General features: G+C 66.7%; 24 protein-coding genes and 1 pseudogene. 4 read left to right on the top strand and 21 right to left on the bottom strand.

Translation table 11 applies throughout. From position 1 onward, the window contains the following. Window positions 1-3: 3 nt before the first annotated feature. The gene (locus QUV18_RS00170; protein ID WP_300891199.1) at window positions 4-648 is read right to left on the bottom strand and encodes an SGNH/GDSL hydrolase family protein; all 645 of its coding nucleotides are present in this window, start codon (window positions 646-648) and stop codon (window positions 4-6) included. Window positions 649-918: 270 nt separating this feature from the next. Between QUV18_RS00170 and QUV18_RS00165 the strand changes: the two genes are divergently transcribed. Continuing rightward, complete coding sequence (locus tag QUV18_RS00165) at window positions 919-1,455, top strand: AAA family ATPase (RefSeq protein ID WP_300891198.1); 537 nt, start codon at window positions 919-921, stop codon at window positions 1,453-1,455. Window positions 1,456-1,459: 4 nt separating this feature from the next. Here QUV18_RS00165 and preA read toward each other — a convergent pair whose 3' ends face one another. The 3 genes from preA to QUV18_RS00150 are packed head-to-tail and all read right to left on the bottom strand — an operon-like array spanning window position 1,460 to window position 5,001. Continuing rightward, window positions 1,460-2,764 carry an NAD-dependent dihydropyrimidine dehydrogenase subunit PreA gene (gene preA, locus QUV18_RS00160; RefSeq protein WP_300891196.1) on the bottom strand — a complete coding sequence of 435 codons (1,305 nt, stop codon included), beginning with the start codon at window positions 2,762-2,764 and terminating at the stop codon, window positions 1,460-1,462. A 33-nt stretch (window positions 2,765-2,797) separates the two neighbouring features. Continuing rightward, window positions 2,798-3,658, bottom strand: a complete 861-nt coding sequence (locus QUV18_RS00155; protein ID WP_300891195.1) for a class I SAM-dependent methyltransferase — start codon at window positions 3,656-3,658, stop codon at window positions 2,798-2,800. Window positions 3,659-3,678: 20 nt separating this feature from the next. Then, window positions 3,679-5,001 carry an NAD(P)-dependent oxidoreductase gene (locus QUV18_RS00150; RefSeq protein WP_300891193.1) on the bottom strand — a complete coding sequence of 441 codons (1,323 nt, stop codon included), beginning with the start codon at window positions 4,999-5,001 and terminating at the stop codon, window positions 3,679-3,681. Window positions 5,002-5,270: 269 nt separating this feature from the next. On the opposite strand from QUV18_RS00150, the gene QUV18_RS00145 reads away from it, so the two are divergent. Next, the gene (locus QUV18_RS00145) at window positions 5,271-5,771 is read left to right on the top strand and encodes a hypothetical protein (RefSeq protein ID WP_300891192.1); all 501 of its coding nucleotides are present in this window, start codon (window positions 5,271-5,273) and stop codon (window positions 5,769-5,771) included. A gap of 22 nt (window positions 5,772-5,793) precedes the next feature. Here the strand turns inward: QUV18_RS00145 and QUV18_RS00140 are convergent, their stop codons facing one another. The 17 genes and pseudogenes from QUV18_RS00140 to QUV18_RS00065 form a co-directional block, all read right to left on the bottom strand. After that, window positions 5,794-6,561: an FCD domain-containing protein gene (locus QUV18_RS00140; protein ID WP_300891191.1), complete on the bottom strand. Its 768-nt coding sequence runs from the start codon at window positions 6,559-6,561 to the stop codon at window positions 5,794-5,796. A 92-nt stretch (window positions 6,562-6,653) separates the two neighbouring features. Then, entirely contained in the window at window positions 6,654-7,262 is a 609-nt protein-coding gene (gene cobO, locus QUV18_RS00135; protein WP_300891190.1) for a cob(I)yrinic acid a,c-diamide adenosyltransferase, read from the bottom strand. A 197-nt stretch (window positions 7,263-7,459) separates the two neighbouring features. Then, entirely contained in the window at window positions 7,460-8,725 is a 1,266-nt protein-coding gene (locus QUV18_RS00130; RefSeq protein WP_300891188.1) for an energy transducer TonB, read from the bottom strand. Next, window positions 8,722-9,108 (bottom strand): biopolymer transporter ExbD, encoded by a 387-nt coding sequence (locus QUV18_RS00125; RefSeq protein WP_300891187.1) that lies wholly within the window; start codon window positions 9,106-9,108, stop codon window positions 8,722-8,724. Before QUV18_RS00125 ends, QUV18_RS00130 begins: the two co-directional genes overlap by 4 nt. Next, window positions 9,105-9,461, bottom strand: coding sequence for a biopolymer transporter ExbD (locus tag QUV18_RS00120; RefSeq protein WP_300892026.1), 357 nt, complete (start codon window positions 9,459-9,461; stop codon window positions 9,105-9,107). The genes QUV18_RS00125 and QUV18_RS00120 overlap by 4 nt, the downstream gene beginning before the upstream one ends. Window positions 9,462-9,486: 25 nt before the next feature. Continuing rightward, window positions 9,487-10,143 carry a MotA/TolQ/ExbB proton channel family protein gene (locus tag QUV18_RS00115; RefSeq protein ID WP_300891186.1) on the bottom strand — a complete coding sequence of 219 codons (657 nt, stop codon included), beginning with the start codon at window positions 10,141-10,143 and terminating at the stop codon, window positions 9,487-9,489. After that, window positions 10,140-10,583 carry a hypothetical protein gene (locus tag QUV18_RS00110; RefSeq protein ID WP_300891184.1) on the bottom strand — a complete coding sequence of 148 codons (444 nt, stop codon included), beginning with the start codon at window positions 10,581-10,583 and terminating at the stop codon, window positions 10,140-10,142. The genes QUV18_RS00115 and QUV18_RS00110 overlap by 4 nt, the downstream gene beginning before the upstream one ends. A gap of 133 nt (window positions 10,584-10,716) precedes the next feature. Then, a complete protein-coding gene (locus QUV18_RS00105; protein WP_300891182.1) occupies window positions 10,717-12,684 on the bottom strand; it encodes an FAD-dependent oxidoreductase in 1,968 nt (655 codons plus the stop codon). Continuing rightward, on the bottom strand, window positions 12,674-12,904 hold the full coding sequence (locus tag QUV18_RS00100) for a hypothetical protein (RefSeq protein ID WP_300891180.1): 231 nt from the start codon (window positions 12,902-12,904) through the stop codon (window positions 12,674-12,676). Before QUV18_RS00100 ends, QUV18_RS00105 begins: the two co-directional genes overlap by 11 nt. Then, window positions 12,901-15,435, bottom strand: coding sequence for an FAD-dependent oxidoreductase (locus QUV18_RS00095; RefSeq protein ID WP_300891178.1), 2,535 nt, complete (start codon window positions 15,433-15,435; stop codon window positions 12,901-12,903). Before QUV18_RS00095 ends, QUV18_RS00100 begins: the two co-directional genes overlap by 4 nt. Continuing rightward, window positions 15,432-17,501, bottom strand: a complete 2,070-nt coding sequence (locus QUV18_RS00090) for an FAD-dependent oxidoreductase (protein ID WP_300891176.1) — start codon at window positions 17,499-17,501, stop codon at window positions 15,432-15,434. Before QUV18_RS00090 ends, QUV18_RS00095 begins: the two co-directional genes overlap by 4 nt. A gap of 3 nt (window positions 17,502-17,504) precedes the next feature. Continuing rightward, window positions 17,505-18,179, bottom strand: coding sequence for a TetR family transcriptional regulator C-terminal domain-containing protein (locus QUV18_RS00085; RefSeq protein ID WP_300891174.1), 675 nt, complete (start codon window positions 18,177-18,179; stop codon window positions 17,505-17,507). A gap of 39 nt (window positions 18,180-18,218) precedes the next feature. Then, complete coding sequence (locus QUV18_RS23535) at window positions 18,219-18,599, bottom strand: TOBE domain-containing protein (protein ID WP_366914614.1); 381 nt, start codon at window positions 18,597-18,599, stop codon at window positions 18,219-18,221. Between the two features lie 237 nt (window positions 18,600-18,836). After that, window positions 18,837-19,316 (bottom strand): annotated as a pseudogene (locus QUV18_RS23530) (ABC transporter ATP-binding protein); the annotation flags it as partial. A 3-nt stretch (window positions 19,317-19,319) separates the two neighbouring features. Further along, a complete protein-coding gene (locus QUV18_RS00075; protein ID WP_300891171.1) occupies window positions 19,320-20,135 on the bottom strand; it encodes an ABC transporter permease in 816 nt (271 codons plus the stop codon). Further along, on the bottom strand, window positions 20,132-21,067 hold the full coding sequence (locus QUV18_RS00070) for an ABC transporter permease (protein WP_300891169.1): 936 nt from the start codon (window positions 21,065-21,067) through the stop codon (window positions 20,132-20,134). The genes QUV18_RS00075 and QUV18_RS00070 overlap by 4 nt, the downstream gene beginning before the upstream one ends. 132 nt (window positions 21,068-21,199) lie before the next feature. After that, entirely contained in the window at window positions 21,200-22,321 is a 1,122-nt protein-coding gene (locus QUV18_RS00065) for an extracellular solute-binding protein (protein WP_300891168.1), read from the bottom strand. A 422-nt stretch (window positions 22,322-22,743) separates the two neighbouring features. Here QUV18_RS00065 and QUV18_RS00060 point away from each other — a divergent pair, with 422 nt between their 5' ends. Next, the gene (locus QUV18_RS00060) at window positions 22,744-23,316 is read left to right on the top strand and encodes a GNAT family N-acetyltransferase (protein WP_300891167.1); all 573 of its coding nucleotides are present in this window, start codon (window positions 22,744-22,746) and stop codon (window positions 23,314-23,316) included. 32 nt (window positions 23,317-23,348) lie between these two features. Beyond that, the gene (locus QUV18_RS00055; protein ID WP_300891166.1) at window positions 23,349-24,098 is read left to right on the top strand and encodes a cupin domain-containing protein; all 750 of its coding nucleotides are present in this window, start codon (window positions 23,349-23,351) and stop codon (window positions 24,096-24,098) included. Window positions 24,099-24,102 lie beyond the last annotated feature (4 nt).

The raw sequence follows: 24,102 nt of genomic DNA, 5'->3' as shown, positions 1-24,102 counted from the left end.
TCGTCATCGGCGAGTCAGCAGGGGGGCGATGAGGTCGGCGATGCGGGCCGAGCCCTTCTGCGAGGGGTGCGTCTTGTCCGAAGCGAAGAGGGTCAGGTCGTCGGGGCGCAACGCGTCATCCATATCGGCCAGCGTCACCCCATCATCGCGGGCGGCCATGCGGCCAAGGCGCGATTCCAGCACCTTGTAGCGTGGCTCGCAGGCCGTGCCTGCGTATTTCGGGGAGGTATAGTAGTCGGCCCAGATCACCCGTGACCCGCGCCTGCGCAGATCGGCCACCAGCGCGGGGATCGCGCCTTGCGTGCCGTCCTCGGAGATCAGCCGGTCGAGCACGGGGCCGCACTGGCCGCAATCGCAGCTGGTCAGGTCATTGGCCCCGCCATTAAGGACGACGTGGCTGACGGTGATACCTTCGAGCTGGCTGGGGATGTTGAGGGGGCCGGCGCCGCCCGCCACCTTGGCCAGCGGGAGCGAGACATCGCCCACCGGTTCGCCGAGACGCGCCTGGAGCTGGTCGGCGACGGAGGCACCGGCGGAGCGGTTCCAGGCCATGACGGAATCGCCGGCGACGACGATGCGGGCCTGATCGGGAACGCCGCGCCCGCAGGCGGCGAGGAGGAGGAGGGAGAGGAGGATCAACTGTTTCATCAAGGGGGAAGTGATCCGATTGGGGGTGGGATCAAGGTGGGGTGGCGGTGATTTGCGAGTAGCGGGCAATATGAGATTGTCGCGCCCCGGGCTTGACCCGGGGCCTGTTGGCCGAGAAACAGAGGCCCCGGGTCAAGCCCGGGGCGGGCAGGGCCAAGTGTGCTCGTGCAGGTCTTGATCCCGCGCGTGTGGGCAACTGGCATGTTTGTGCTTGCCCGCCCATTTCCTGTCGCAGCTTGATGTTTGGGCCTGACCGTCAAGGAGCTTCCCATGCCCGATTACTCCAACCACGTCATCCTGTCCGGCTGCTCCGGGGGCGGGAAATCCACGTTGCTCGATGAACTGGCGCGGCGGGGGGTTGCGACCGTGCCGGAGCCGGGCCGGCGCATCGTGGCCGAGGAGAGCCGGGGCGAGGGCCGGGCGTTGCCGTGGGTGGACATGGAAGCATTCGCTCGCCGCGCCCTCGACCTTGCGACGCAGGACCGGGCGACAGTCGCGCATCATACGGGCTGGGTGTTTTTCGACCGGGGGCAGATCGACGCGGCGGTGGCGCTGGAGCATGCGGCGGGGGTGCCGGTGGCGGAGACGCTGGGCGATCTGCGCCGATTTCACTGCCAGGTGTTCCTGACCCCGCCGTGGCCGGAGATTTACGCCGCCGATGCAGAGCGGCGGCATGGCATGGCGGAGGCGGAAGCAGAGTATCGAAGGCTGTGCGCCGCCTACGAAGCGCTGGGCTACGAGGCCGTCATTCTGCCGAAAACCGGCGTGCGGGCGCGCGCCGATTTTCTGCTTTCTCGCCTCGGCTGACAGGTCACTCCGCCGCGCAGGCGCCGGGGTTGTTGGGGTGCATCGTCCAGTTGGCGTACTCTTCCTCGACGACCTTGCCGGTGCGCTTGTCCACCTCGCCCGGGGCGAGCCGCTCCATGGTGATGCAATCCTCGACCGGGCAGACATTGACACACAGGTTGCAGGCCACGCATTCTTCGTCGATCACCTCGAACACCCGGTCTTCGGACATCGAGATGGCCTGGTGGCTGGTATCCTCGCAGGCTGCGTAGCAGCGGCCGCAATTGATGCAGGCGTCCTGGTCGATGCGGGCCTTGGTGACGTAGTTGAGGTTGAGGTGCTGCCAGTCGGAGAGGTTCGGCACGGCCCGGCCCACGAGCTGATCGACCGAAGTGAAGCCCTTCTCGTCCATGTAATGCGAGAGGCCCGAGATCATCTCCTGCACGATCTTGAAACCGTAGGTCATCGCGGCGGTGCAGACCTGCACGTTGCCGGCACCAAGCGCCATGAACTCGGCCGCGTCCTTCCACGTCGTCACCCCGCCGATGCCCGAGATGGGCAGGCCCTGAAGGTCGGGCGTGCGGGCGATCTCGGCCACCATGTTGAGCGCGATGGGCTTCACCGCCGGGCCGCAATAGCCGCCATGGGCGCCCTTGCCGTCGATCGTGGGCTCGGGGGCGAAGATGTCGAGGTCGACCCCGGTGATCGAGTTGATCGTGTTGATCAGCGAGACCGCGTCGGCGCCGCCATCCTTGGCCGCCTGCGCGGGCTTGCGAATGTCGGTGATGTTGGGCGTGAGCTTGACGATCACCGGCAGGTCGGTGTGCTTCTTGCACCATTCGGCCACCTGCTGGACGTATTCCGGCACCTGCCCCACGGCCGAGCCCATGCCGCGCTCGCTCATCCCGTGGGGGCAGCCGAAGTTCAGCTCGACCCCGTCACAGCCCGTGGCCGCCACCTTCTCGAGGATGGCCTTCCAGCTCTCCTCTTCCACCGGCACCATCAGCGAGGCGATGATCGCGCGGTCGGGGTAGTCCTTCTTGACGCGCGTCATTTCGTCGAGGTTGGTCTGCAGCGGGCGGTCGGTGATCAGTTCGATGTTGTTGAGCCCCAGAAGCCGCCGATCGGCGCCCCAGATGGCGCCGTAGCGCGGGCCGTTCACGTTGACGATGGGCGGGCCTTCCTCGCCCAGCGTCTTCCACACGACGCCGCCCCAGCCGGCCTCGAAGGCGCGGCGGACGTTGTATTCCTTGTCGGTCGGCGGGGCGGAGGCCAGCCAGAACGGGTTTGGGGATTTGATCCCGATGAAGTTGGATGTCAGATCGGCCATGTTGTCTGGTCCTTTCCCTGTTGCCTGCACGCCCTAGTTCGGCGCGCGGAAGATCATTTCGACCGGGGCGATATCCCCGGCGGATATGTGGGTGACGTAGTTCTGCAGCTTTTCCTTCGCGGTGCCGCCCATCAGCAGGTGGATGCCCAGCGGCGGCGGGCCGCCGGCCTTTTCCATGCGCGCGAAGACCCGGTTGAAGAAGTCGAGCGCGAAGTCGAGGCGGTTGCGCTCCTCAAGCCGTCCGAACCCCGCCTTCTCGGCGGCCTCGCGGTAGATTTCGGGCGGATCGACGAAGGAAACGCCCGAGGTTTCCGCCCACGGGAAGGGGAAGTTCAGCGGCGCATCGGAGAGCCGCATCACGTCGAACAGCGCGAAGGTGCCGCCGGGGGCGAGCACGCGGGCCACTTCGGCGAAGAGGGTTTTCTTGTCGTCGATATTCATGCCGACATGGAACATCAGCACGAGGTCGAAGGCATGGTCCGGCACCGGCAGGTCGAGCGCGCTGCCGGTCCTGAAGGTGGTGAGGGCGTCGAGGCCGACCAGCGTGCTCAGTGTCTTGGCGGCGGTCACGTATGCCGGAGTCAGGTCGACGCCGGTGACGTGACAGCCGGCGCGCGCCGCGACGTGGCGGGCGGTGCCGCCGATGCCGCAGCCGATATCGAGCACGCGCGTTTCGGAGGTGATGTCGAGCTGGTTCAGCAGCGCGTCGGTCGCCTCCTGCCCGCCGGTGTGGAACTCGTCCACCGGCTTGAGGTCTTCCGGCGTCGGGGCGTCAGGGTCGGCGCCGGCCCGTTCCAGCGCCGCCTTGATCGTGTCGACGATGCGGTCGACCGCGTAGTGATCGGCCACACGGGTTTCGAGGCTGTCCATCGCGGTATCCCTTTCGCGGGTCATGACCATGTCGGCCAAACCTATCACGAAACGAGACTTGCGTGGATATCTTCGGCGGCGTCGCGCCCCTCGGCCACGGCGGTCACCGTCAGGTCGTCGCCGCCCGCGGCACAGTCGCCCCCGGCCCAGACCCGGTCGACGCTGGTGCGGCCGGCACCGGTGACGGCGATCTTGCGGCCGTCGAGTTCTGGCAGGCCCTCGGCATCGAGCGCCTGGCCGATGGCCTTGAACAGCTGGTCGGCGGGAAGACGGAAGCGTTCGCCGGTGGGGGCGAGGGTATCGTCGGTATATTCGAACTCGACCTCGCGTACCGCGCCGTTGCCGTGGATGGCGACGGGGGTGGCATTGGTGATGATCCGCACGCCTTTCGAGGCGGCGAGATCCTGTTCGAAAACGCTGGCGTTCATCCGGTCGCGGCCCCGGCGGTAGACGAGGCTGACGTTGAGGGCGCCCAGCAGCTTGGATTGCACGGCGGCATCGACAGCGGTCATGCCGCCCCCGATCACCACCACGTCGCGGCCCACGGGGAGGGCGGAGAGATCGCTGGCCTGCCGCAGCTCGGCGATGAAATCCACGGCGTCGGCGATGCCGTCCTTGTCCTCGGCCTCGAGCCCGAGGGCGTTCACGCCACCAAGGCCCACGCCGAGGAAGACCGCGTCGTATTGGTCGCGCAGCGCATCGAGCGTAAGTTCACGGCCCAGCCGCTTGCCGGTCTCGACCTTGATGCCGCCAATCTGCAGCAGCCAGTCGACCTCGGCCTGGGCGAAGCCGCCGACGGTCTTGTAGGCGGCGATGCCATACTCGTTCAGCCCGCCGGGCTTCTCGCGCCCGTCATAGAGCGCCACGTCATGGCCGTGCATCGCCAGCCGGTGCGCGCAGGACAGGCCCGCGGGGCCGGCGCCGACGACGGCGATGCGCTTGCCGGTGGGTTCGGCACGCTTGAACGGGTGCTTGCCCGCCGCCATCAGCGTGTCGGTGGCGTAGCGCTGCAACTGGCCGATCAGCACCGGTTTGCCTTCGGCCACCTCGCGCACGCAGACTTCCTCGCACAGCGTCTCGGTCGGGCAGACCCGGGCGCACATGCCGCCCAGGATGTTCTGGCCCAGGATCGTCTCGGCCGCCGCCTCGGGCGTGCCGGTGGCGATCTGCCGGATGAAGAGGGGGATGTCGATATCGGTGGGGCAGGCGGTGATGCAGGGCGCATCATGGCAGAAATAGCAGCGGTCGGCGGCGACCAGCGCTTCGTGATCGTCGAGAGGCTCATGCAGGTCGGCGAAATTCTCTTCGTAATCCTGTGCCTGCAGCCTGCCGGGGACGATCCCCGGCGAAAGGGCGTTGTGGGTCAAGATGTCCTCCACGTGTTGGCCGTGTTTTCACAGAAGTATGACACAGGTTCTTTTTTTATCAAATGGTAAAATTTCAGCAGCGAGTCCGGCGTTTTGAGCAGTTCGCGAAGGGGGCCCGGACGAGGTGGAGTGGCCCGCCGGCAACATGCGTGGCGCACGTCACGATTGTTTGAAATTGACCTTGCGACCGCTTTGGTGATCCACTTTCCTGACGGTCCCGGTGGCGACGCCGGACAAAGAACAAGAAAAGACCACGAAGGAATAACGGAATGTCCCCGAGACTCATCGCGCCGCTGCTTGCGGCGACCATTCTTGCCGCCGGCGGCTGTGCGACCGTCACCCGCGGCAGCAGCGAGGCGGTCACCTTCACCTCGAAGCCTGCGGGCGCCGTGGTGACCACGGGTCTTGGCAAGAGCTGCCAGACGCCCTGCGCCATGCGGATCAGCCGGAAGGAATCGTTCTGGGCCACGTTCAAGCACGGGCGGGACGTGCGGAAGGTGCATGTCACGATCAAGTCGTCCTCGGACGGGACCGCGGCGACGGCCGGCAACTTCATCGCCGGCGGGCTGATCGGGGTGGCGGTGGACGCCGATTCCGGGGCGACGCTCGACCACGTGCCGAACCCGGTCTATGTCGATTTCGCGGTGCCGCAGTCGGGAATCCAGGAGGCGGCCGTCGCCTATTACCGGCAGATACGCGACGCCGAGGAAGCCAAGTGGGCCGAGGCGCGCGCCGCGGAACAGGCGGCGGCGGACAAGCAGAAGCCGTGAGCGATGGCGACGGTGGCGCGCCTTAGCGCGACTGTTCGTGGGCCAGCCGCTGGCGGGCGATCTCCTCGTTCCGGTCGGCCTTCTTCTGGTCCTGGAGGCAGGTCTCGACATAGGTGAGATGCGTCTCGACCGCCGCCCGCGCCGCTTCGGGGTCGCGGGCCTGAAGCGCGGTGTTCATGGCGCGGTGCTGATCGAGCAGGGCGCCGCGCGTGGTGCGCTGCTTGAACATGACCTGCCGGTTGTAGAACACGCCCTCGCGCAGGAGCTGGAACATCGAGCGCATCATGTGCAGCATCACCACGTTGTGGCTGGCCTCGATGATCGACATGTGGAACTCGGCATCGAGCCGGGCCTCGTCGGCGGGGTTGGTCTTGCGGTGCGCGGCCTCCATCTTGGCGAAGATCTCGCCCACCACCTTGAGGTCGGTGTCGGAAGCCAGCCGCGCGGCCCGCTCGGCCGCCAGCCCCTCGAGGTCGCGGCGGAAGGCGATGTAGTCGAAGACCGCCTCGTCATGTTCGGAGAAGAGCTGGATCAGCGCATCTGAAAAGGCGCTGCCCAGCACGTCGGCCACGTAAATGCCGGCGCCGGCGCGGGTCTTGAGAAGGCCCTTTTCCTGCAGCTCGCCGATCGCCTCGCGCAGGCTGGGACGGGACACGCCCAGCCGGTCGGCCAGTTCGCGCTCGGCGGGCAGGCGTTCGCCGGGGCGAAGGATGCCGCGTAGGATCAGCTTCTCGACCTGCCGGGTGACGGCGGTGGAGAGCTTCTCGGGGGTGACACGGTGAAACGGCATTGGGGCGCTCCGGGCGGCGGCAGGGCGGGCGATGGCGCATGATGGCCTTGCCGGTGCCGGGGGTCAATGCGGGGTGTGAGCGGTCGCGCCGATCAGAACTCCACGCCGATCTGCGCCTTCACGCCCGAGCGGAACGGGTGTTTGACCAGTTCCATCTCGGTCACCAGGTCGGCGATCTCGATCAGCTCGTCCTTGGCGTTGCGGCCGGTCAGAACGACATGGGTCATGTCGGGCTTTTCCTCGACCAGGAACTCCACCACCTCGTTCACGTCGAGATAGTCGTAGCGCAGGGCGATATTGATCTCGTCGAGCAGGACCATGCGGTTCTTCTCGTCCCGGATCAGCTCCTTCGCCTTTTCCCAAGCGGCCTGCGCCATCTCGGTGTCGCGCTCGCGGTCCTGGGTTTCCCAGGTGAAGCCCTCGCCCATGGTGTGGAAGGCGCAGGCGTCGGAGAATTTCGACAGGATCAGGTCGCGCTCGCCGGTGCTCATGCCGCCCTTGATGAACTGCACCACGGCGCAGGGCATGTCATGGGCGATGCAGCGGAAGATCATCCCGAAGGCGGCCGAGGATTTGCCCTTGCCCTTGCCGGTATGGATGATGATCAGGCCCTTCTCGTCGGTCTTGGTGGCCATGATCTTGTCGCGCGCGGCCTTCTTCTTGGCCATCTTCATCGCGTGTCGGTCTGGATCGTCGGTCATCTTGGCCCTCCCTTTGGCGCCGGAGTTTGGGCGAGCAGGGCGCGGGGTGCAAGCGGGGTTTTGCGATGGCGCGTGCCGGGAGGGTGGCGCCTTTCGGGGGCTCTGCCCCCACGTTGTAGTTCGTACCGAACTTCAACGCTCCCCCCGGGAGTATTTGGGCCAAGAAGACGCCGGGGCGAGGCAAGAAGGATGGCGGATTAGCCGCCCTTGATGTTGATCGAGAAACTGCGGCGGGCGCCGGGGGGCGGGGCCGGGAAAGGGGCGGCGCGGCGGACGACGCCGAGCGCCGCCTGGTCGAGCCGGCCGTTGCCGGAACTGCGGGCAAGCGACAGGCCCGCGAGGCCGCCGCTGGAGGAGATGGTGAAGGCCACGACCGCGGTGCCGCGCGAGCCCACTTGCGGGCGGCGGACGCGGGACAGCTGGCGCATCACCTGGCCGGGGTAGTTGCTGGCCGCCGCGTTGCCGGATTCGGCAGAGCGGCCGGTGCCGGTATTGGCCTGCCGGCGGTTGGTCTCGGCGCCGGTGGCCGCGCCGGTGGTGGCGTTCTGGCTGGCGTTGCCCTGCGGCTGTTGGCGGGCGGCCTGTTGCTGCTGTTGCTGTTGCTGGCGGCGTTGTTCTGCCTGCCGCTCCTGCCGTTCCTGTTCGCGCTGGCGGGCGAGGCGCTCCTGCTCTTCCTCGATCGCCCTGGGCCGCGTCTGCGGGCGCAGGGAGCGGGAGACGGCGGGGGAGGTTTCGGCCTCGGCCTCGATGGTTTCGGCGCTTTCGGCGAGGTTGGTCGAGGTGACGGGTTCGGCGACCGTCGGTTCCGGCTGGGTCGGTTCGATCGCCTGCGGTTCGGTCGCGGCGACGGGCGGCTCGGCGGGTTGCGGCTCGGCCCTGGGTTCGGCCTGCTGGATCTCGTCCGGGGCGGTCTGTTGCAGGGTTTCGGGCTCGGGGGTTTCGGCGTCCTGCGCGACGGCCACGTCGGCGGTGACCTGATCGGGGGCTTCCGGCGCGGTGGCGGTTTCGGCCTGCTGGGGCTGTTGCGGCGGCTGCGGCTGTTCGGGCGTGTCGTGCGCCACCGGCTCGGGCGCGTCGGGGCGGGTTTCCTCGGGCGTGGTTTCGGCGGTTTGCTGCTCGGGCGTCTCGGCTTCGCGCGCTTCCTCCGGCTGGTCCTGCGCGGTTTCCCCGGTGGGTGTTTCCTCGGTCAGCTCTTCGGTCTGGTCGGCCTCGGTCGTCTCGGCCTCGGTCGGTTCCGCCTGCGCCTCGGGGGCGTCCGGTTCGGTCAGCTCCTCCGTCTCGGCGGGGGAGACGGTGCCTTCGACCATGTCGGAGAAGGAATTGCCGAGGCTGGCCTGCATCGCGCCGCCGGAGCCTTCCATCTCGATCTCGATATCCGGGGTGATGGCCCAGAGCGCCAGCCCGTGGACGGTGAGCGCGGTGGCGGCGGCGAGGGTCTTGGCGAGGCGGGAAGAGGCGGTCATTGCAGCCCCCTTTCGGTGACGACGAGCACGCGCTCGGCCCCCTGGCTGCGCAATTCTCGGGTGAGGTCGACGAGGGTCTGGGCCGGCAGCTCGCGGTCAGGCACGAGGCGGATGGTCTTGCGCTCCTCCTCGGAGAGGGTGGCGACGTAGGCGGTGGCGGAGGCCTGGGTTTCGCCGCGGTAGCTGAGCCGGCCGTCGGCGTGGACGACCAGCGTGTCGGGCGGCGCGCGCCCTTCGAGATCGGCGGTGCGCACGAGGTCGAGATCGCCGTCGAGCGGCTGGGCCAGGGTGCCGGCCACCATGAAGAACACCAGCATCAGGAAGACGATGTTGATGAGTGCGATGGTGGGTTCGCGTTTCTGGGTGGCGCGCGCGCGTCTCATGAGGCGGTTCCCAGCACGGTGACGCGGACGGGCCCGACGGAGCGCAGGGCGACCAGCAGGTCGGTCAGGCGCTGGGCGTTGACGCCGTCACGCAGGCTGACGAGGACGGGGGTTTCCGTCTCCTCGGTTTCGCGCAGCGCGTCGAGGGCGGGTTTCAGGCCGGCGATTTCCACGTCCTCTCCGTTGAGGCTGAGCGTATCGGGGCTGAGCCGCAGGAAGGCGGGGGGCGTGTCGGAGGGGGCCGCTGCGCCGCCGGCTGCCGCGCTGATCTCGACCTCGGCGAAGCGCGAGAAGGTCGAGGACAGCATGAAGAAGAGCAGCAGCAGGAAGATGACGTCGATCAGCGACGTCATCGACAGGCGCTTGCGGGCGCGTGATCTACGCACCGGCGGGCACCGCGCCGCGGGTGGGCGCGGCGGCCGGCGCGGCCCCTTGCGGGAAGAGGATGGTCGAGATGGCGCGCCCGGCGGTGACGCGCTCGGCGTCCATGCGGGCCTCGAACCAGCTGAGCACCAGGGCGGTGGGCATGGCCACGGCAAGGCCGACGGCGGTGGTCAGCAGCGCCACCCAGATGCCGCCCGCCAGGAGCGAGGGGTCGACCTGTGCGCCGGCCTGCTGGAGCGACTGGAACGCCTCGATCATGCCGAGAACGGTGCCGAAGAGGCCGAGGAGGGGGGCGAGCTGGGCCACGGAATCGAGCAGGCGGAAGCCGCTTTCGAGCCGGGCGAAGCGGCTTTCGGCCTCGGCCTCGAGCCGGGCGGCGTCGGCCGGGCCGGAGGTGAAGGCCATCTCGATCACCGGGGCAAGGTAGCTGCGCGAGCGGGAGAGTGCCTGTTGCGCCCCGGCACGGTCGCCCCGGTCCCAGGCCGCGACGGCCTCGGACAGTTCGCGGTGACGGCCGGCATGGGCCGCCTTGAACTGCCAGAGCTTGTAGAGGATCACCGCCAGCGTCAGCACCGAGACGCCGATCAGGACCATGACGACGGGCCCGCCGAGATCGGCGACCTGGCGGAGGGCTTCGAGAAGTCCGGTCATCCGACCACCTCCACCTCTGTGCGGCTGTTGACCTGCAGGCCGGTCGAGCAGGCGCTCTCGTCAAGCTCGGGCGCGGTGCAGGCATGGGCACCGTTGATCAGCACGCGGCTGATGTTGTCACATGTCAGGCCGGGGACCGAGAATTGCCGCACGCGGGGCCGGCCCGGCGGCAGTTCGCCAAAATCGAAGAGCGTGAGGCGGTCGACCTGTCCCTCGGCGTTGAAGAGGACGGTCTCGTAGACCGCCTTCTCGATCGGCTTGTCGTGGCCGTTGATGACGAGGAAGGTCAGCGCGCAGGCGTTGTCGCCGGGTTTGACGGTGTTCAGCTCGACCATGACGTTCTTGCCGATGGGCGTATCCTGGGCCATCGCGGCAGGGCCGGTCAGACAGGCGGCGGCGAGGGCGGCGAGCGGGAAAAGGCGGAAGGCGTGGCGCGTCATGCTGGGCTCCGGGACATGGACCTGAACGGATTCGTGCCTGGCTTGGGTATGTCCCAGCTTGGCGTTTATCAATGGGATTCACCACAAATCCCCGTGTGGCGCAATACCTAATCGAAATTGTCGGGATAGCGCGTCAGAGCGCCGCGCCGGCCTTGAGCCCTTCGAACACGGCTTCCTCTACTGTGCGCGGGGTGAGGCAATCGCCGACCAGGTGCAGCTCGCCCGGCCACTGCGAGAGCGCGTCGGCCAGCGTGGCGACGGGCTGGTGGCCGAGGGAGGTGACAAGCGTGTCAACGCCTTCGAGCATCACCGGCTCGCCGCTGAGCACGTGCTGGAAATAGGCGTCCTCGGCATCGGCGCCGTAAAGGCGGAGATAGGGGAGGATCTCGACGCCGAGGCGATGGAGCGTGCCGAGCCAGGCGTCGCGGGCGTATTGGGGGATGGACTGGCCCGCCATGGTGCCGTTGACGGCAAGGCGGACGTGGCAGCCGTTGCGGGCGAGGCGTTCGGCGAGGCCGAGGCCGATCCAGTCGCCTTTCCAGTCGGCGATGACGACGCGGCCGCCGATATTGGCTTTGTCCTGCAGCACCTCCCAGGCGGTGAGGATATGGGCCTCGTCGGCGCCGGGGATGTCGGGGGTGTAGGGTTGCGCGCCGGTGGCGCAGACCACGGCGTCGGGGGCTGATCTTTCGATCAGAGAGAGGTCGGCGGGGCTGTTGAGGCGGATGTCGACGCCGGCCGACTTGGCCTCGTGGGCAAGGTTGGTGGCGGCGCCGCCGAATTCGGCACGGCCGGGAAGGGTTTGGGCAAGGTTGACCTGGCCGCCGAGGGTGGCGGTGGCCTCGTGCAGGGTGACGTCATGGCCGCGGGCGGCGGCGATGGCCGCGGCCTTGAGGCCGGCGGGGCCGCCGCCGATGACGAGGACGCGCTTGGGGTTCATGGCCTTGGAGAGGGTGCCGTATTCCAGTTCGCGGCCGGTTTCGGGGTGCTGGATGCAGGAAATGGGCTGGCCGTTCAGCATGTGGCCGATGCAGGCCTGGTTGCAGGCGATGCAGGCGCGGATGTCGTCGAGGCGGTTTTCTTCGGCCTTCAGGGGCATTTCCGGGTCGGCGATCATGGCGCGGGTCATGCCGCACATGTCGGCCTGGCCGGAGGTGAGCACTTCCTCGGCGATCTGGGGCTGGTTGATGCGGCCGGCGACGAAAATCGGGATCGAGAGGCGGGCGCGGATGGCGGCGGCGAGAGGGGCGGTGTAGGCCGTCTCGTAATGCATGGGCGGCACGATATGCGTAGAGCCCGACAGCCCGGCGGAGGTGCCGGCGGTGACGTTGAGGTAGTCGAGTATGCCGTCGGCGGCGAGGGCTTCGGAGATCGCGATGACCTCGGGCTGTTCGAGGCCGTCATGGTCTTTTTCGTCGCCCGAGATGCGCAGGCCGATGGCGAGCCCGTCGCCGGCGCCGCGGCGGACGGCGGCGAGCACCTCGCGGACGAGGCGGAGGCGGTTCTCGGGGGAGCCGCCATAGGCGTCTTGCCGGATGTTGGTGCGGGGGTTGAGGAATTGGCCGAGGAGGTAGCCGTGGGAGGCGAGCACCTCGATGCCGTCGAGGCCGGCGCGTTTCAAGCGGGCGGCAGCGGCCTCGAACCCTTCGATGAGCTCGGCAATGAGGGCCAGGGGCATGGCACGGGGCATGACGTGGAAGCGTTCGTTCGGCACGGCGGAGGGGGCGTAGGCCACGGGCTGGGTGCCATCGGCCAAAGCGCCCATTTCGCGGCCCGGGTGGGTGAGTTGGCCGAAGACCTTGCAGCCATGCGGGCGGCAGGCGGCTATGATGCGCTCGTAGCCGGGGATGCAACTGTCGTCATAGGCCGTGATCGCCGCGCGGCCGGAGGTGCCGGAGGGGTGGGCGCGGGCGGCCTCGACGATGATGAGCCCGGCGCCGCCCCGGGCGCGGGCACCGTGATAGGCGGCCATGCGGGCCGAGGGCACGCCGTCTTCCAGCATCACCGTCATGTGGCCGGTGGAGAAGATTCGGTTTTTCAGGAGGGCGGGGCCGACGCGGAGGGGCGAGAAGAGCGTCGGGAAGGCGGTGTCAGCCGTCATCTTCGGTGTCGGCCTCTTTGTCGGGCAGGGAAAGCCGTTGCTGCTGAAGTCGTTGCAGGCTCTTGTGGCGGGCGGTGCAAACATCGCACTCGCGGGGGACGCCTTCGGATTGGGCCTGTGGCTCGCCGTAGATATTCGTATCCGGCGCATCCGTTTCGGCGTCGGTTCCGTTGGCGAGCTCGGGGGTGGCGAGGAGGAGGGTGAGGAGGAGGTATCTCATGCCCGCCCCGTTTCCATGTAGCGGCGGAGGGGGGCCGTGCTTTCGCTCGCGCTCGAAGCCTCCAGTTCGAGGAAGTCGATGGCGGCGTATTCATGCGCGGTGAGGACCTTGAGCGCGGGCAGGTCCTCGGGCGGGGCCATGGCTTCGAGGCCCTTGAAATCGCCGATATAGCCGGGGAAGCTTTGCTGCATGCCGGCGATCAAAGTGGGCCAGTCTGTGGATTCGCGGTCGGCTTGGGCGTGGCCGGTGGCGTGAAGGTCGGCCGAAGGGCGCGGGGTCAGGCCGTACTTGTCGAGCAGCGGGCGGACGGCGGCGGCAGCGAAGGTTTCCACGTCGCCCATCAGGCGCATCTTGTCGGCGTGATCCGGCGTGGCGAGACGGTCGGCGATGCGGTGGAAATAGGCTTCGCCCTCGATCTCTTCCTCGTAGTATTTCAGCAGCGTATCGAGATAGGCCGTGTCGGGTTGGGAAAGCGTGGCGCCCACGTCGACGCGGTCATGGCGGGTGAGGCGGGTTGTTTCTTCCGGCAAGTCGAGGTCGCGGGCGTAGCGGTGGCCGGCATAGACGGCGGCGGCGATGATGGCGGGGGCCTCGCAATCGCCGATGCGTTTCAGGGTGAAGGGGAGGCTTGAGGGATCCCCGCCGGCGGAGGCGAGGATGTCGTGGTAGAGCGTGTCGTTCGGCGCGCGCTGGGTGACCATGACGACGGAAGAGACGGGCAGGCGTTTTTCCGTGCCGGTGAAGATGCAAGAGAGGGTGGCCTCGGTGCCGTCATAGCGTTCGAGGTTCCGGGCGGTTTCGATTGCGACGCCCTGCTGCATGAGGCGGGTGCGGACGGACCAGCGTTCCGTGGTTTTGCCGGCCCATTCGGAGACGACCTCGGACGGGGTGGCGAGGGTGACGTCGAGGCTCTTGGCGCGCAACAGCTCGGCGATCAGGCCGCCCATGTAGTAGCGGTCTTCGTCGTAGACGAGGACGGGGCCATCGGGGATGTTGCCGGCCATGATGTCGTCGGGGGTGAGGAGCGGGATGTCGGGATCGGCGACGGGTTTGTAGACCTCTCCGTCGAACCGGTCGCGGCGCCACGTGGCGCCGGTGGCCAGCACGACGTGATCGGCGCCGACCTCGCGAATGGCGTCGGCGGTCATGGCGCTTTCGCGGAAGATCTCGACATTGGGCATGTCTTGCAGGGCCTGTTCGCGGTAGTCGCGGACGCGGGCATAGGGGCTCATGCCGGGGAGGGCGGACTCGAGGGTGGCGCGACCGCCGAGGGTGCGGGTGGCCTCGGCGAGCATGACGTTGTAGCCGCGCTGGCCGAGGGCGCGGGCGGCCTCCAGTCCGGCGGGCCCGGCGCCGACGACGAGGACGGAGCTGTCGGAGCCTCTCGGTTCGATCTTCTCGGGGTGCCAGCCGCGGCGCCATTCCTCGCCCATGGCGGGGTTCTGGGTGCAGCGGATCGGAACGCTGAGGCTGTCGCCCGAATAGCAGATGTTGCAGCCGATGCATTCGCGGATGGTTTCGAGCGCGCCGGTTTCGATTTTCGACGGCAGGAACGGGTCAGCGATGGAGGGGCGGGCGGCGCCGATGAAATCGGTGATGCCGCGCTTGACCTGGGAGACCATCGTGTCGGGGGAGGTGAAGCGGCCGACGGTGACGACGGGCTTGGAGGTGACGCCCTTGACGAAGGACATGTAGGGCTCGAGCGCCGCTTCCTGCGTGTAGCGGGAGACGCCCATTTCAACGAAGTAATTGGCGATGTTGATGTCCCACAGGTCGGGCAGGTCGGCGAGCATGGCCAGCATGTCGCGGCGTTCGCCGTGGATGGGCTTGCCGTCTTCGCCGATTTCCTCGTCGGCCGAGAAGCGGACGGCGACGGCGCAGCGGTCGCCCACGGCTTCCTTGGTCTCCTCGATCAGTTCGCGCACCAGCCGCACGCGGTTTTCCAGCGAGCCGCCGTATTCGTCGGTGCGGGTGTTGATGCGGGGGTGGAGGAAGTTGGAAAGGAGGTAGGTGTGGGTGGCGTAGACATAGACGATATCGAAGCCCGCGTCGCGGGCGCGGAGCGCGGCGTTGCGATGCCAGAGGCGGAGGTTGCGGATGTCCTCTTTGTCCATCGCGCGGGTCTGGTAGGGGTGGCCGGCGAGGTTGGGCATCGAGGCGATGTCCATCGAAACCTCGCGGGTCATCAGGTTGGCGGTGCGGGCGCCGCCATACCATAGCTCGGCTCCGGCCAGCGCGCCGTGCTCATGCACCGCGTCGGTCATCAGGCTGTGGGCGCGGATATCGCTGTCATCCCAGAGCGCGGCGGAAGGGTGGGGCAGGTCGTCGGAGGTGGGGTGGATGGAGTTGTACTCGGTGCAGACCACGGCCCAGCCGCCCTCGGCCTTGACCCCGCGCATGGCGGCCAGCATCCGGGGGCGCATGTGGCCCATGCCGGTGCAGTGGGGGACCTGGTAGAAGCGGTTTTTCGCGGTGACGGGGCCGATCTTCACCGGCTCGAAGAGGATGTCGTAGCGTGGGTCGCGGGTCATTCCGCTGCCTTTCGGGGTTCGGGGGCCGGGGAGAGTTCGGTGAGTTCGCGTCGGAAGGAGATGGCGCGGTTGTCCTGTTCGCCCAGTTCGCGGGCGTACTTGTGGCCCGCGTAGACGGCGGCGGCGATGATGCCGGGGGCGTAGGCGTCGCCGATGCGGGTGACGTTCGAGGCGCCTTGGGCGGTTAGGTCGTGGTAGAGAGTGTCGACGGGCAGGCGCATGGTGACCAGTACGGCGGTGCCGCAGGGGATGGTGCGGGATGCGCCCGTGTAGGCGCAGGCGAGGTCGGCCTCGCCTTTTCGCAGGGCGGTGACGTTGTGGGTGAGGACGAGGGCGACGTCCATTTCCAGCAGGCGTTTCTGGACCACGTGCTGTTCGAGCGTGTTGTGGGACCAGCCCGCCACCTCGGGCGCGGCGGTGACGAAGGTGACCTCGTGGCCGTCGGCGCGGAGCTTCTCGGCCATGAGACCGCCCATGTAGAAATTGTCATCATCGAAGATCACCACGGGGCCGGTGGGTTCGGTGCCGTCCATGATGTCGTTCGGGGTGAGCACGGTCGCGCCCTCGTCGATGGCGATGCCGCGGGGGTTGGTGCGGCCGATGCCGTCGGCTGTCCAGCGGGAGCCGGTGGCGAGCACGATGCGGTCGGCGCCGAACTCGGTGGCGGTCTCGGCGGTGAGCTCGCTTTCGAGGTAGAGGTGGACGTTGGCCATCTGGCTGATCTGGTAGGTGCGGTAATCGACCACGCGGCCCCATTCCGACAGGCCCGGCAGACGGCGTTCGCCGACAAGGCGGCCGCCGGCCTCGGAGCGGGCGTCGGCCAGGGTGACCTCGTGGCCGCGTTCGCCCAGGGCACGGGCGGCTTCAAGCCCGGCGGGGCCGGCGCCGATGATGAGCACCGAGTCCTCGGTGCGTTTGGGGGCGATGCGGTCTGGGTGCCAGCCCTTGCGCCATTCCTCGCCCATGGTGGGGTTCTGGGTGCAGCGCATGGGGGCGAAGCCCATGTCGCCCGAAATGCAGATGTTGCAGCCGATGCATTCGCGGATGTCCTCGATGCGGCCCTCCTCGATCTTCTTCGGCAGGAAGGGGTCGGCAATCGAGGGGCGGGCGGCGCCGATGAAGTCGAGCTTGCCGCCCTTGACCAGCGAGACCATCGCGTCGGGCGAGGTGTAGCGGCCGACTCCGACCACGGGTTTCGACGTGACGCCCTTTACGAAGGCGACGTAATCGTCCTGGAAGCCCTGCTGCTTGAAGCGGGAGGGGGCGCTGTCGTGCTCCCAGCCGGAAATGTTGACGTCCCACAGGTCGGGCTCTTCGGCGATCATCTCGACGAGGTCACGGCCTTCGCCATCGCAGGTCATGCCCTCGTCGCCCATCAGCTCGTCGACGGCGAAGCGCAGGGCCACGGCGCAGGTGTCGCCGACGGCATCCTTGGTGTCGGCGAGGATTTCGCGCAGCAGGCGGGCGCGGTTTTCGAACGAGCCGCCGTACTGGTCGGAGCGGCGGTTGCGGTAGGGCGAGAGGAAGTGGGAAATGGTCGAAAGCTGGTGGCCCGCGTAGACATAGACGATATCGGCCCCGGCGGTGCGGGCGCGCAGGGCCGCGTCGCGGTGCCAGCGGCGCAGGTCGCGAATGTCAGAGAGGTCCATCGCGCGGGCCTGCACCGGGTCGGCCAGTGCCACGGGGTGGTGCGAGGGGCCCATCGGCGCCATCCGGCTGTAGCGGTTGGCGGTCATGACGCCGGCGTGGTTCAGCTCGATCCCGGCAAGGCTGCCGAATTCGTGGATGCCCTCGCACATGCGGGCGAAAAGGGGGATGTCACGATCTTCCCAGAGGCGGCCGCCCGCCCATGGCGTGTGGTCGGCGGAGGGGTGGATTTCCACCTCCTCGGTGCAGACGACGGCCCAGCCGCCCTCGGCCTTCACACGGCGCATTTCGGTCATGGACGACGGGAAGGTGCGGCCCATGCCGTTGCAATGCGGCACCTGGTAGAAGCGGTTCCGGGCGGTTACCGGACCGATCTTCACCGGCTCGAAGAGGATGTCGTAGCGGGGATCTCTGGTCATGATTCAGGTGCCGCAGGCCTTTCCGGAGGGCGGGTCGAAATGTCGGGGGAACGTGTTGGCGAGGAAATCGCGGATCCGGATCTTGGCGTCGGCGCCCGAGAATTTCTCGGGGTAGATCAGGATGTTGATGGAATAGCCGTCATATAGCGCCTCCATCGTGTTGGCGACGTCGGCGGCGTCGATATCGTCGTACTGGCCGTCTTCGATGATCCGCTCGAAAAGCTCTCGCATGGAGTTCAGGCGCTCGGCGTCGATCTCGTCCATGATCTTGCGGTAGACGTGGCGATAGGGCGCCTCGCCGAAGAAGCTGTACCAGACGGAGAGGTTCTTGCGGTTGCAGATACGGGGGTGAAAGTTGGCGTCGACGATGGCGAGCAGCTTGGCCACGGGTGTCAACTCGGCCTTCTGCACCGATTTCAGCCACTGGTCGCGGTGCTCGTCGGCGAGGTGACGCAGGGTTTCCTCGTAGAGGTTCTGCTTGTTCTGGAAGTGGAAGTTGACGATGCCGAGGGACAACCCCGCAAAGCCGGTCACCGTGGTCATGGTGGTGCCGGTAATGCCATGCTTGGCGATCGACTCGATCGTCGCCTCGATCAGTTGCTGGCGCCGCACCTCGCGCGAGGCGGTGCGGCCGGTGGGTTTCACAGGCTTGGTGGTGCGCCCGTTCACATCCGCCATGGTCCGCCCCGTCGTATTCGGAAAAGTGCCGGCATCGGTCTACTCGGCGCCCAGCAGGACGATCGCCTCCGGATCCCAGCTTAGCCAGATCGGGCGTGACTCGCCGGTGACGGAGATCGCGTCGACCCTGTTCTGGGCCGAGACCGCGACGGGCTTTTCGAGCCCGTCGAGCTTGACGAAGAAGTGGCTTCGTTCGCCCAGGTAGGCGGAGTCCTTCAGCGTGCCCTGCACGGTAGAGGTGCCGCCGTTGGGTTTCTCTTCGGTCAGCTCCAGCTTTTCGGGGCGGATGGCGACCTGGATCCTGTCGCCTTCCGCGAAGGCGCGTTCTCCGCGGTCGCCCTGGACACGGCCGAGCCCCTCGGCATCGACGGAGATCTTCGTGCCCTCGACCTTGGAGACCTTGCCATCGAAGAAGTTCATCGTGCCGATGAAGGAGGCCACGTCGCGCGAACCGGGGCGCTCGTAGAGGCCGGTGGGCGTGTCGAGCTGCAGTACGCGGCCGCGGGACATCACGGCGATCCTGTCGGAGAGTGTCAGCGCCTCTTCCTGATCGTGGGTGACGAAGACGAAGGTGATGCCGACGGTGCGCTGCAGCTGGCGCAGTTCGAGCTGCATTTGCTCGCGCAGTTGCTTGTCGAGCGCGCCGAGCGGTTCGTCGAGGAGAAGCACCTTGGGCCGCAGGATCAGCGACCGGGCCAGCGCGATGCGCTGGCGCTGGCCGCCGGAGAGCTCGTTGGCCTTGCGGTCGCCGTATTCCGGCAGCTTGATGAGGGCGAGCATCTCGTCGACCATCTAGTTCCGCTTGGCCTTGCTGAGTTTCTGCCGGCGCAGGCCGTAGGCGATGTTGTCGCGCACGTTGAGGTGGGGGAAGATGGCGTAGTTCTGGAACACCATGTTGACGGGCCGGTAGTGCGGCGGCACTTCCGACATGGGCTGGCCGTCGATGTAGATTTCGCCCGAAGAGGGGTTCTCGAACCCCGCCAGCATCCGCAGCAGCGTGGTCTTGCCGCAGCCGGAGGAGCCCAGCAGCGAGAAGAACTCGCCATGGCCGATGTCGATCGAGACGTTGTCGATCGCCTGGAACTTGCCGAAGTACTTGTCGACGTTCTGTATCGAGATGAAGGCATCAGACGACATGGATTATTCTACCTTTATCGTGCCGGCGTGGGCGCCGCGGTTGATCCAGAGACCGATGAAGACGATCACGAAGGAGGCGGCGATGACGAAGGAGGACAGCGCCAGCACCGAGGGGAATTCCTGCGGGAAGCGCAGCTGGCCCCAGATGTAGATGGGCAGGGTGGGCTGCGTGCCGTTGAGGAAGAAGGCCATGATGAACTCGTCGAAGGAGACGGTGAAGGTCAGCATCAGGCTGGCCACGACGCCCGGGAAGATCATCGGCAGGGTGACGCGCCAGAAGGTCCAGAGCGCGTTCTCGCCCAGGTCGGCCGAGGCTTCCTCGAGCGCCGGTTCGAAGCCTTCGAACCTTGGCAGAAGGGTGGCGATCGAGAAGGGCATGCAGACGATCAGGTGCCCGAGCCCGACTGTCCAGAGCGAGAGGGGGATGCCCAGCCGGCTGAGCAGCACGAGGAGCGCCACGCCGAAGATGATCAGCGGCACCACCAGCGGAAGCATGATGAAGCCAACGAGCGGCCCGCGCCCGGGAAAGCGATAGCGGGCGATGGCCTTGGCCGCGAAGATGCCGAAGAGGGTGGAAATGACCGAGACGGCCACCCCGACCCGGACGCTGTTCATCAGCGAATTCCAGACCGCATCCCGCTGGAACAGCTCGACATACCATTTCAGGGTGAACCCCTCGAGCGGGAAGCGTACGTAGATCGAGTCGTTGAAGCTGAAGAGCGGGATGAACAGCACCGGCACGTAGAGCACGATGATGAAGATGATCGCGTAGACCTGCAGCGGGCGGCTGCGTTTGCGGATGTAGGAGCCGGTGCTCATGAGATTTTCCTCCGCACCAGGAGCATGATGAAGACGTAAACAAGGCAGATCAGCGCGATGATGATCATCAGCACGATCGAGAGCGTGGCCCCCATCGGCCAGTTGTTGATGGGGCCGAACATCTTCTGGATGAGGTTGCCGATCATCGCCCCGTCAGGCCCGCCCAGCAGCGCCGGGGTGATGTAGTCGCCCGTCGTCGGGATGAAGATGAGAAGGCTCGCGGCGATGACGCCGGGCAGCGACAGCGGCAGGGTGATGCGGATGAAGCGCATCGCCGGCCCGTCGCCCAGGTCGGTCGCGGCCTCGAGCAGGGAGCGGTCGATCTTTTCGAGTGAAACGTAGATCGGCAGGATGGCGAAGGCCGCCCAGGCATGGGCGAGGGTGATGATCACCGCCTCCTGGCTGTAGAGCAGGAAGCCAAGCGGTTCGTCGATCAGCCCGACGTTGATGAGCGCCGAGTTGATGACGCCCTCGTAGCCCAGCACCACCTTCCAAGCGAAGACGCGCAGCAGGTAGCTAGTCCAGAAGGGCAGGGTCATCAGCACGATCCACATCATCTTGTTCCGATGCACGTGGAAGGCCACGTAGTAGGCCATCGGGTAGCACAGGACGACCGTGGCGACGGTTGCGATGGCCGAGATGTAGATGGACCGCCCAAGCAGCGCCAGGTAGATCGGGCGTTCGAAGACCTGCTGGTAGTTCTTGATGGTGGGCGTGGTGTCGAAGTCGAAGCCAACCGCTGTCCAGAGGCTCATGATGATCAGGATGGCGAAGGGCACCAGGATGACCGTCAACAGGAAGATCAGCGTCGGGGCGAGAAGGCTGAAGCCGCGGGCCGCCTCGGACCGGTAGATCAGCCGCTCGAACCAGCCGGCGCGTCGCGCGGGACTGTCGGGGTCTGACGTGGAGGCGCTTAGGGATTGGTCGCTCATGGAAAGGAAATCCGCCATGTTGGCGCGCCGGCCGGGCACCGGGGCCCGGGCCGGCCGCGAAGGGCCGGCCGGCGCAGCTGTCGAAGTTGGTCCGCGCCGGGGATGCGCGGCGCGGACCCCGGTCAAACCGGCTTAGAAGCCGGCTTTGATCTCTTCGAACATCGAGCTCATCTTGGTTTCCCATTCCTGCGTCTGCGGGGTCTGGAAGTGACCGGCCTGCAGGATGTCGGCGGGCGTCTTGCTGAGCCCCAGCTCGGCGAGCTCTTCGGCGGTGAACTCGTCGAACGACTTGGCGTTGGAGTGGCCGTAGCCGTAATCACCGATCATGAACTTGCCGGTCTCGACGCTGAGCAGCGAGTCGATGACGTCATAGGCGCGGTCGACCTTCGAGGCGTCCTTGTGGATCATCACGCCGCAGACCCATGTCAGTGCGCCTTCCTTCGGATCGGCGAACTTCACTTCGACGCCTTCGGCTTTCAGCAGGGCGGCCGAGCTGTTCCACGTCATTGCAGCCACAAGCTCGCCCGAGGCCAGGGCCTGTTCCAGCGTGGTGGTGTCGTCGGTATAGGTGCGGATCAGCGGGCGCTGCTCGCGCATGACGGCGGCGATTTTCTCGAAGGCTTCGGGGGTGTCGATCTCTTCGAACGAAACACCTGCCTTGATCGCGCCGATCCACCAGGCGTCGGCCCCGGCGGCGAGGCTGCCCAGCTTGCCCTTGTATTCCTCGTTCCAGAGCATGTCCCAGCTCTCTTCCTCCACATCGATCAGGTCGGTGCGGTAGGTGATAGATGTCTGCCCCCAGTCGAACGGCACCATCCACAGCTTGCCGTCGCCGGCATCGTTGCCTTCGAGGCTGACCAGTTCCGGCATCACGTCGCCCCAGTGGGAAAGCCGCGTCGGGTCGACCGGCTGGAAGAGTTCGCTGGCCTTCCAGCGCGGCAGGGCCTGGTTGCAGGGGTGCGAGACGTCGACGACGAACCCGCCGCGCATCTTGGTCAGGGCTTCCTCGGAACTGCCGAAAACCGAGAAGTTGGGTAGTTCGCCGTGCTTTTCCTGATATTCGCCGAAGAGTTCGGGAATGTCGTAGCCGCCCCAGGTGAAATAGGTTGCCTGGTCTTCGGCCGCGGCCATCGCCTTGCGGCCGCCCATCGGTACCGCGGTGACGGCGACGCCGGCGGCGAGCAGTGATTTCGTGAAGGCGCGGCGGCTCATCTTGCCTTCGCGCATCGAACCGAGTTGGTCCAAGACATCCATGTGGTGATCTCCCTGTTTGTCGGCCTGTTGGCGGCCGTCGTCTGGATTTTGTTTTCTGTCCCATTCGCGCATTGTGCGGCGCATTCGGGTCTTTTTTGTTGTAGCGGCATCCCCTTGGTCGCGACCGGTTGGGGCCGAAATCAATTGAATACTCATTCAATGGATGAGTTGCTTTGGACTGCGAGTCAATACAATATTCGGCTATCGTCGCGCCGATGCCCCGGGTTGCACAATGATTGGGCAGTTGGGAGGTGAGTAAGAAATGCAAGATATGACAATGACTTACAAGGTCCCCCTGGTGACCGTGAAACAAAGTTTCTCCACCAATTGCGGTGCCTGCCCCGCGCGCCGGGGACCGCTGGCAGATGGGTGAATCGGGCGCAACTTCGTGCGCTATCGTACCGCTTTCTCCCGCCGAGTTGGTGCTGGAGACGCCCCGTCTCACCCTGCGCCCGCTGGCTGGCGATGCCGACGACCTGGCGCTGTCGGTTCGGCTGTTCACCGACCCGGAGGTGGTGCGATTCATCTGCGACACCTTCTCGGAAGAGGAGTTGGCAGAGGAGATGCCGGTGATCACGCGGCGGGGGGCCGGCGGGCGCATCGGGATCTGGACGGTGACACGGAAGGACACGGGCGAGAAGATCGGCACGTCGATCCTGTTGCCGCTGCCGGTGGAGCTTGATGATACCGACTGGTCGCTGGTCGTGCCGGAGCGTTACCCGGAGGCCGAGATAGAGGTGGGCTATGTGCTGGTGCCTGACGCATGGGGGCAGGGATTTGCGACCGAGGCCTGTTCGCGCCTGCTGGAATTCGCCTTCGAGAGCACCACCCTTGACGAGATCAAGGCCACGACCGACCCCGGGAATGCGGCCTCGCAGCATGTCCTGACGAAATGCGGGCTGCGGCATGACGGGGTGCGCCGTGCTTATGATTGCGACTGTTACGGGTTCTCGATCACGAGGGCCGAATGGCAAACGAAGCGCCGGGCCGGGTGACGGTTTCGGCGGCAACATGGAGAGGTTGAAGGATGACGAAGACAGGCGTGATACGATTTGAACCGAACGGCCCGGTGGGCAACGGGCTTCAGCCGATGGAGGTGGACCCGGCGGGGTTCGCGCCGGGCTCGGACGTGCCGGAGCAGACGATCCACGCGTATTTTTCCGACGAGTCGATCGGGCTGACGGTCGGCGTCTGGACGACGACGGGCATGACCGAGAAGCCGGGCCCCTATCCGGGGGACGAGTTCATGTACCTGCTGGAAGGGCGGCTGGACATGGTGAGCGACGGCGAGACCGTTCCGGTCGAGACCGGGCAATCCTTTGCCGTGCGCAACGGCATTCCGGTGAGCTGGACCCAGGAGGCGCCGTTCTTGCGCAAGTTCTTCCTGTTGCTGCATGACGAGAAGAAGGCCGTGCCGGAGATCGACAGCGCCAAGGGCGGCGTCGTGGTGATGGACCCGGTGGCGCTGGAGGAAAAGCTGGCGCCGGAGGCGGAGTCGCTTGGCGGTGGCGAGCAGCGCGATGCGCCGGCTTTCACCAACGATGACGGCACGATGTTCGTCGGCATGTGGGAGACGACGCCGTTCGAGACGGAGATGGGGCCGTTCTCGGTGCACGAGATGTGCCAGATCCTCGAAGGGGAAGCAATTATCACCGAGGAGGACGGCACGGAGCATAGGTTCGGCCCGGGGGAGTTCCTGTTCATTCCAAAGGGCACGGTGTGCAGCTGGAAATGCGACGTGCCGCTTCGGAAGTATTACGCGATCGTGGATATGTGAGGGG

Origin of the sequence: Roseovarius sp. (genome assembly GCF_030373445.1) — a bacterium.
In the GTDB taxonomy this organism is placed as follows: Bacteria; Pseudomonadota; Alphaproteobacteria; order Rhodobacterales; family Rhodobacteraceae; genus Roseovarius.
Note: the sequence above shows the minus strand (reverse complement) of the source record. Positions and strands in the feature narration are given on the sequence as shown.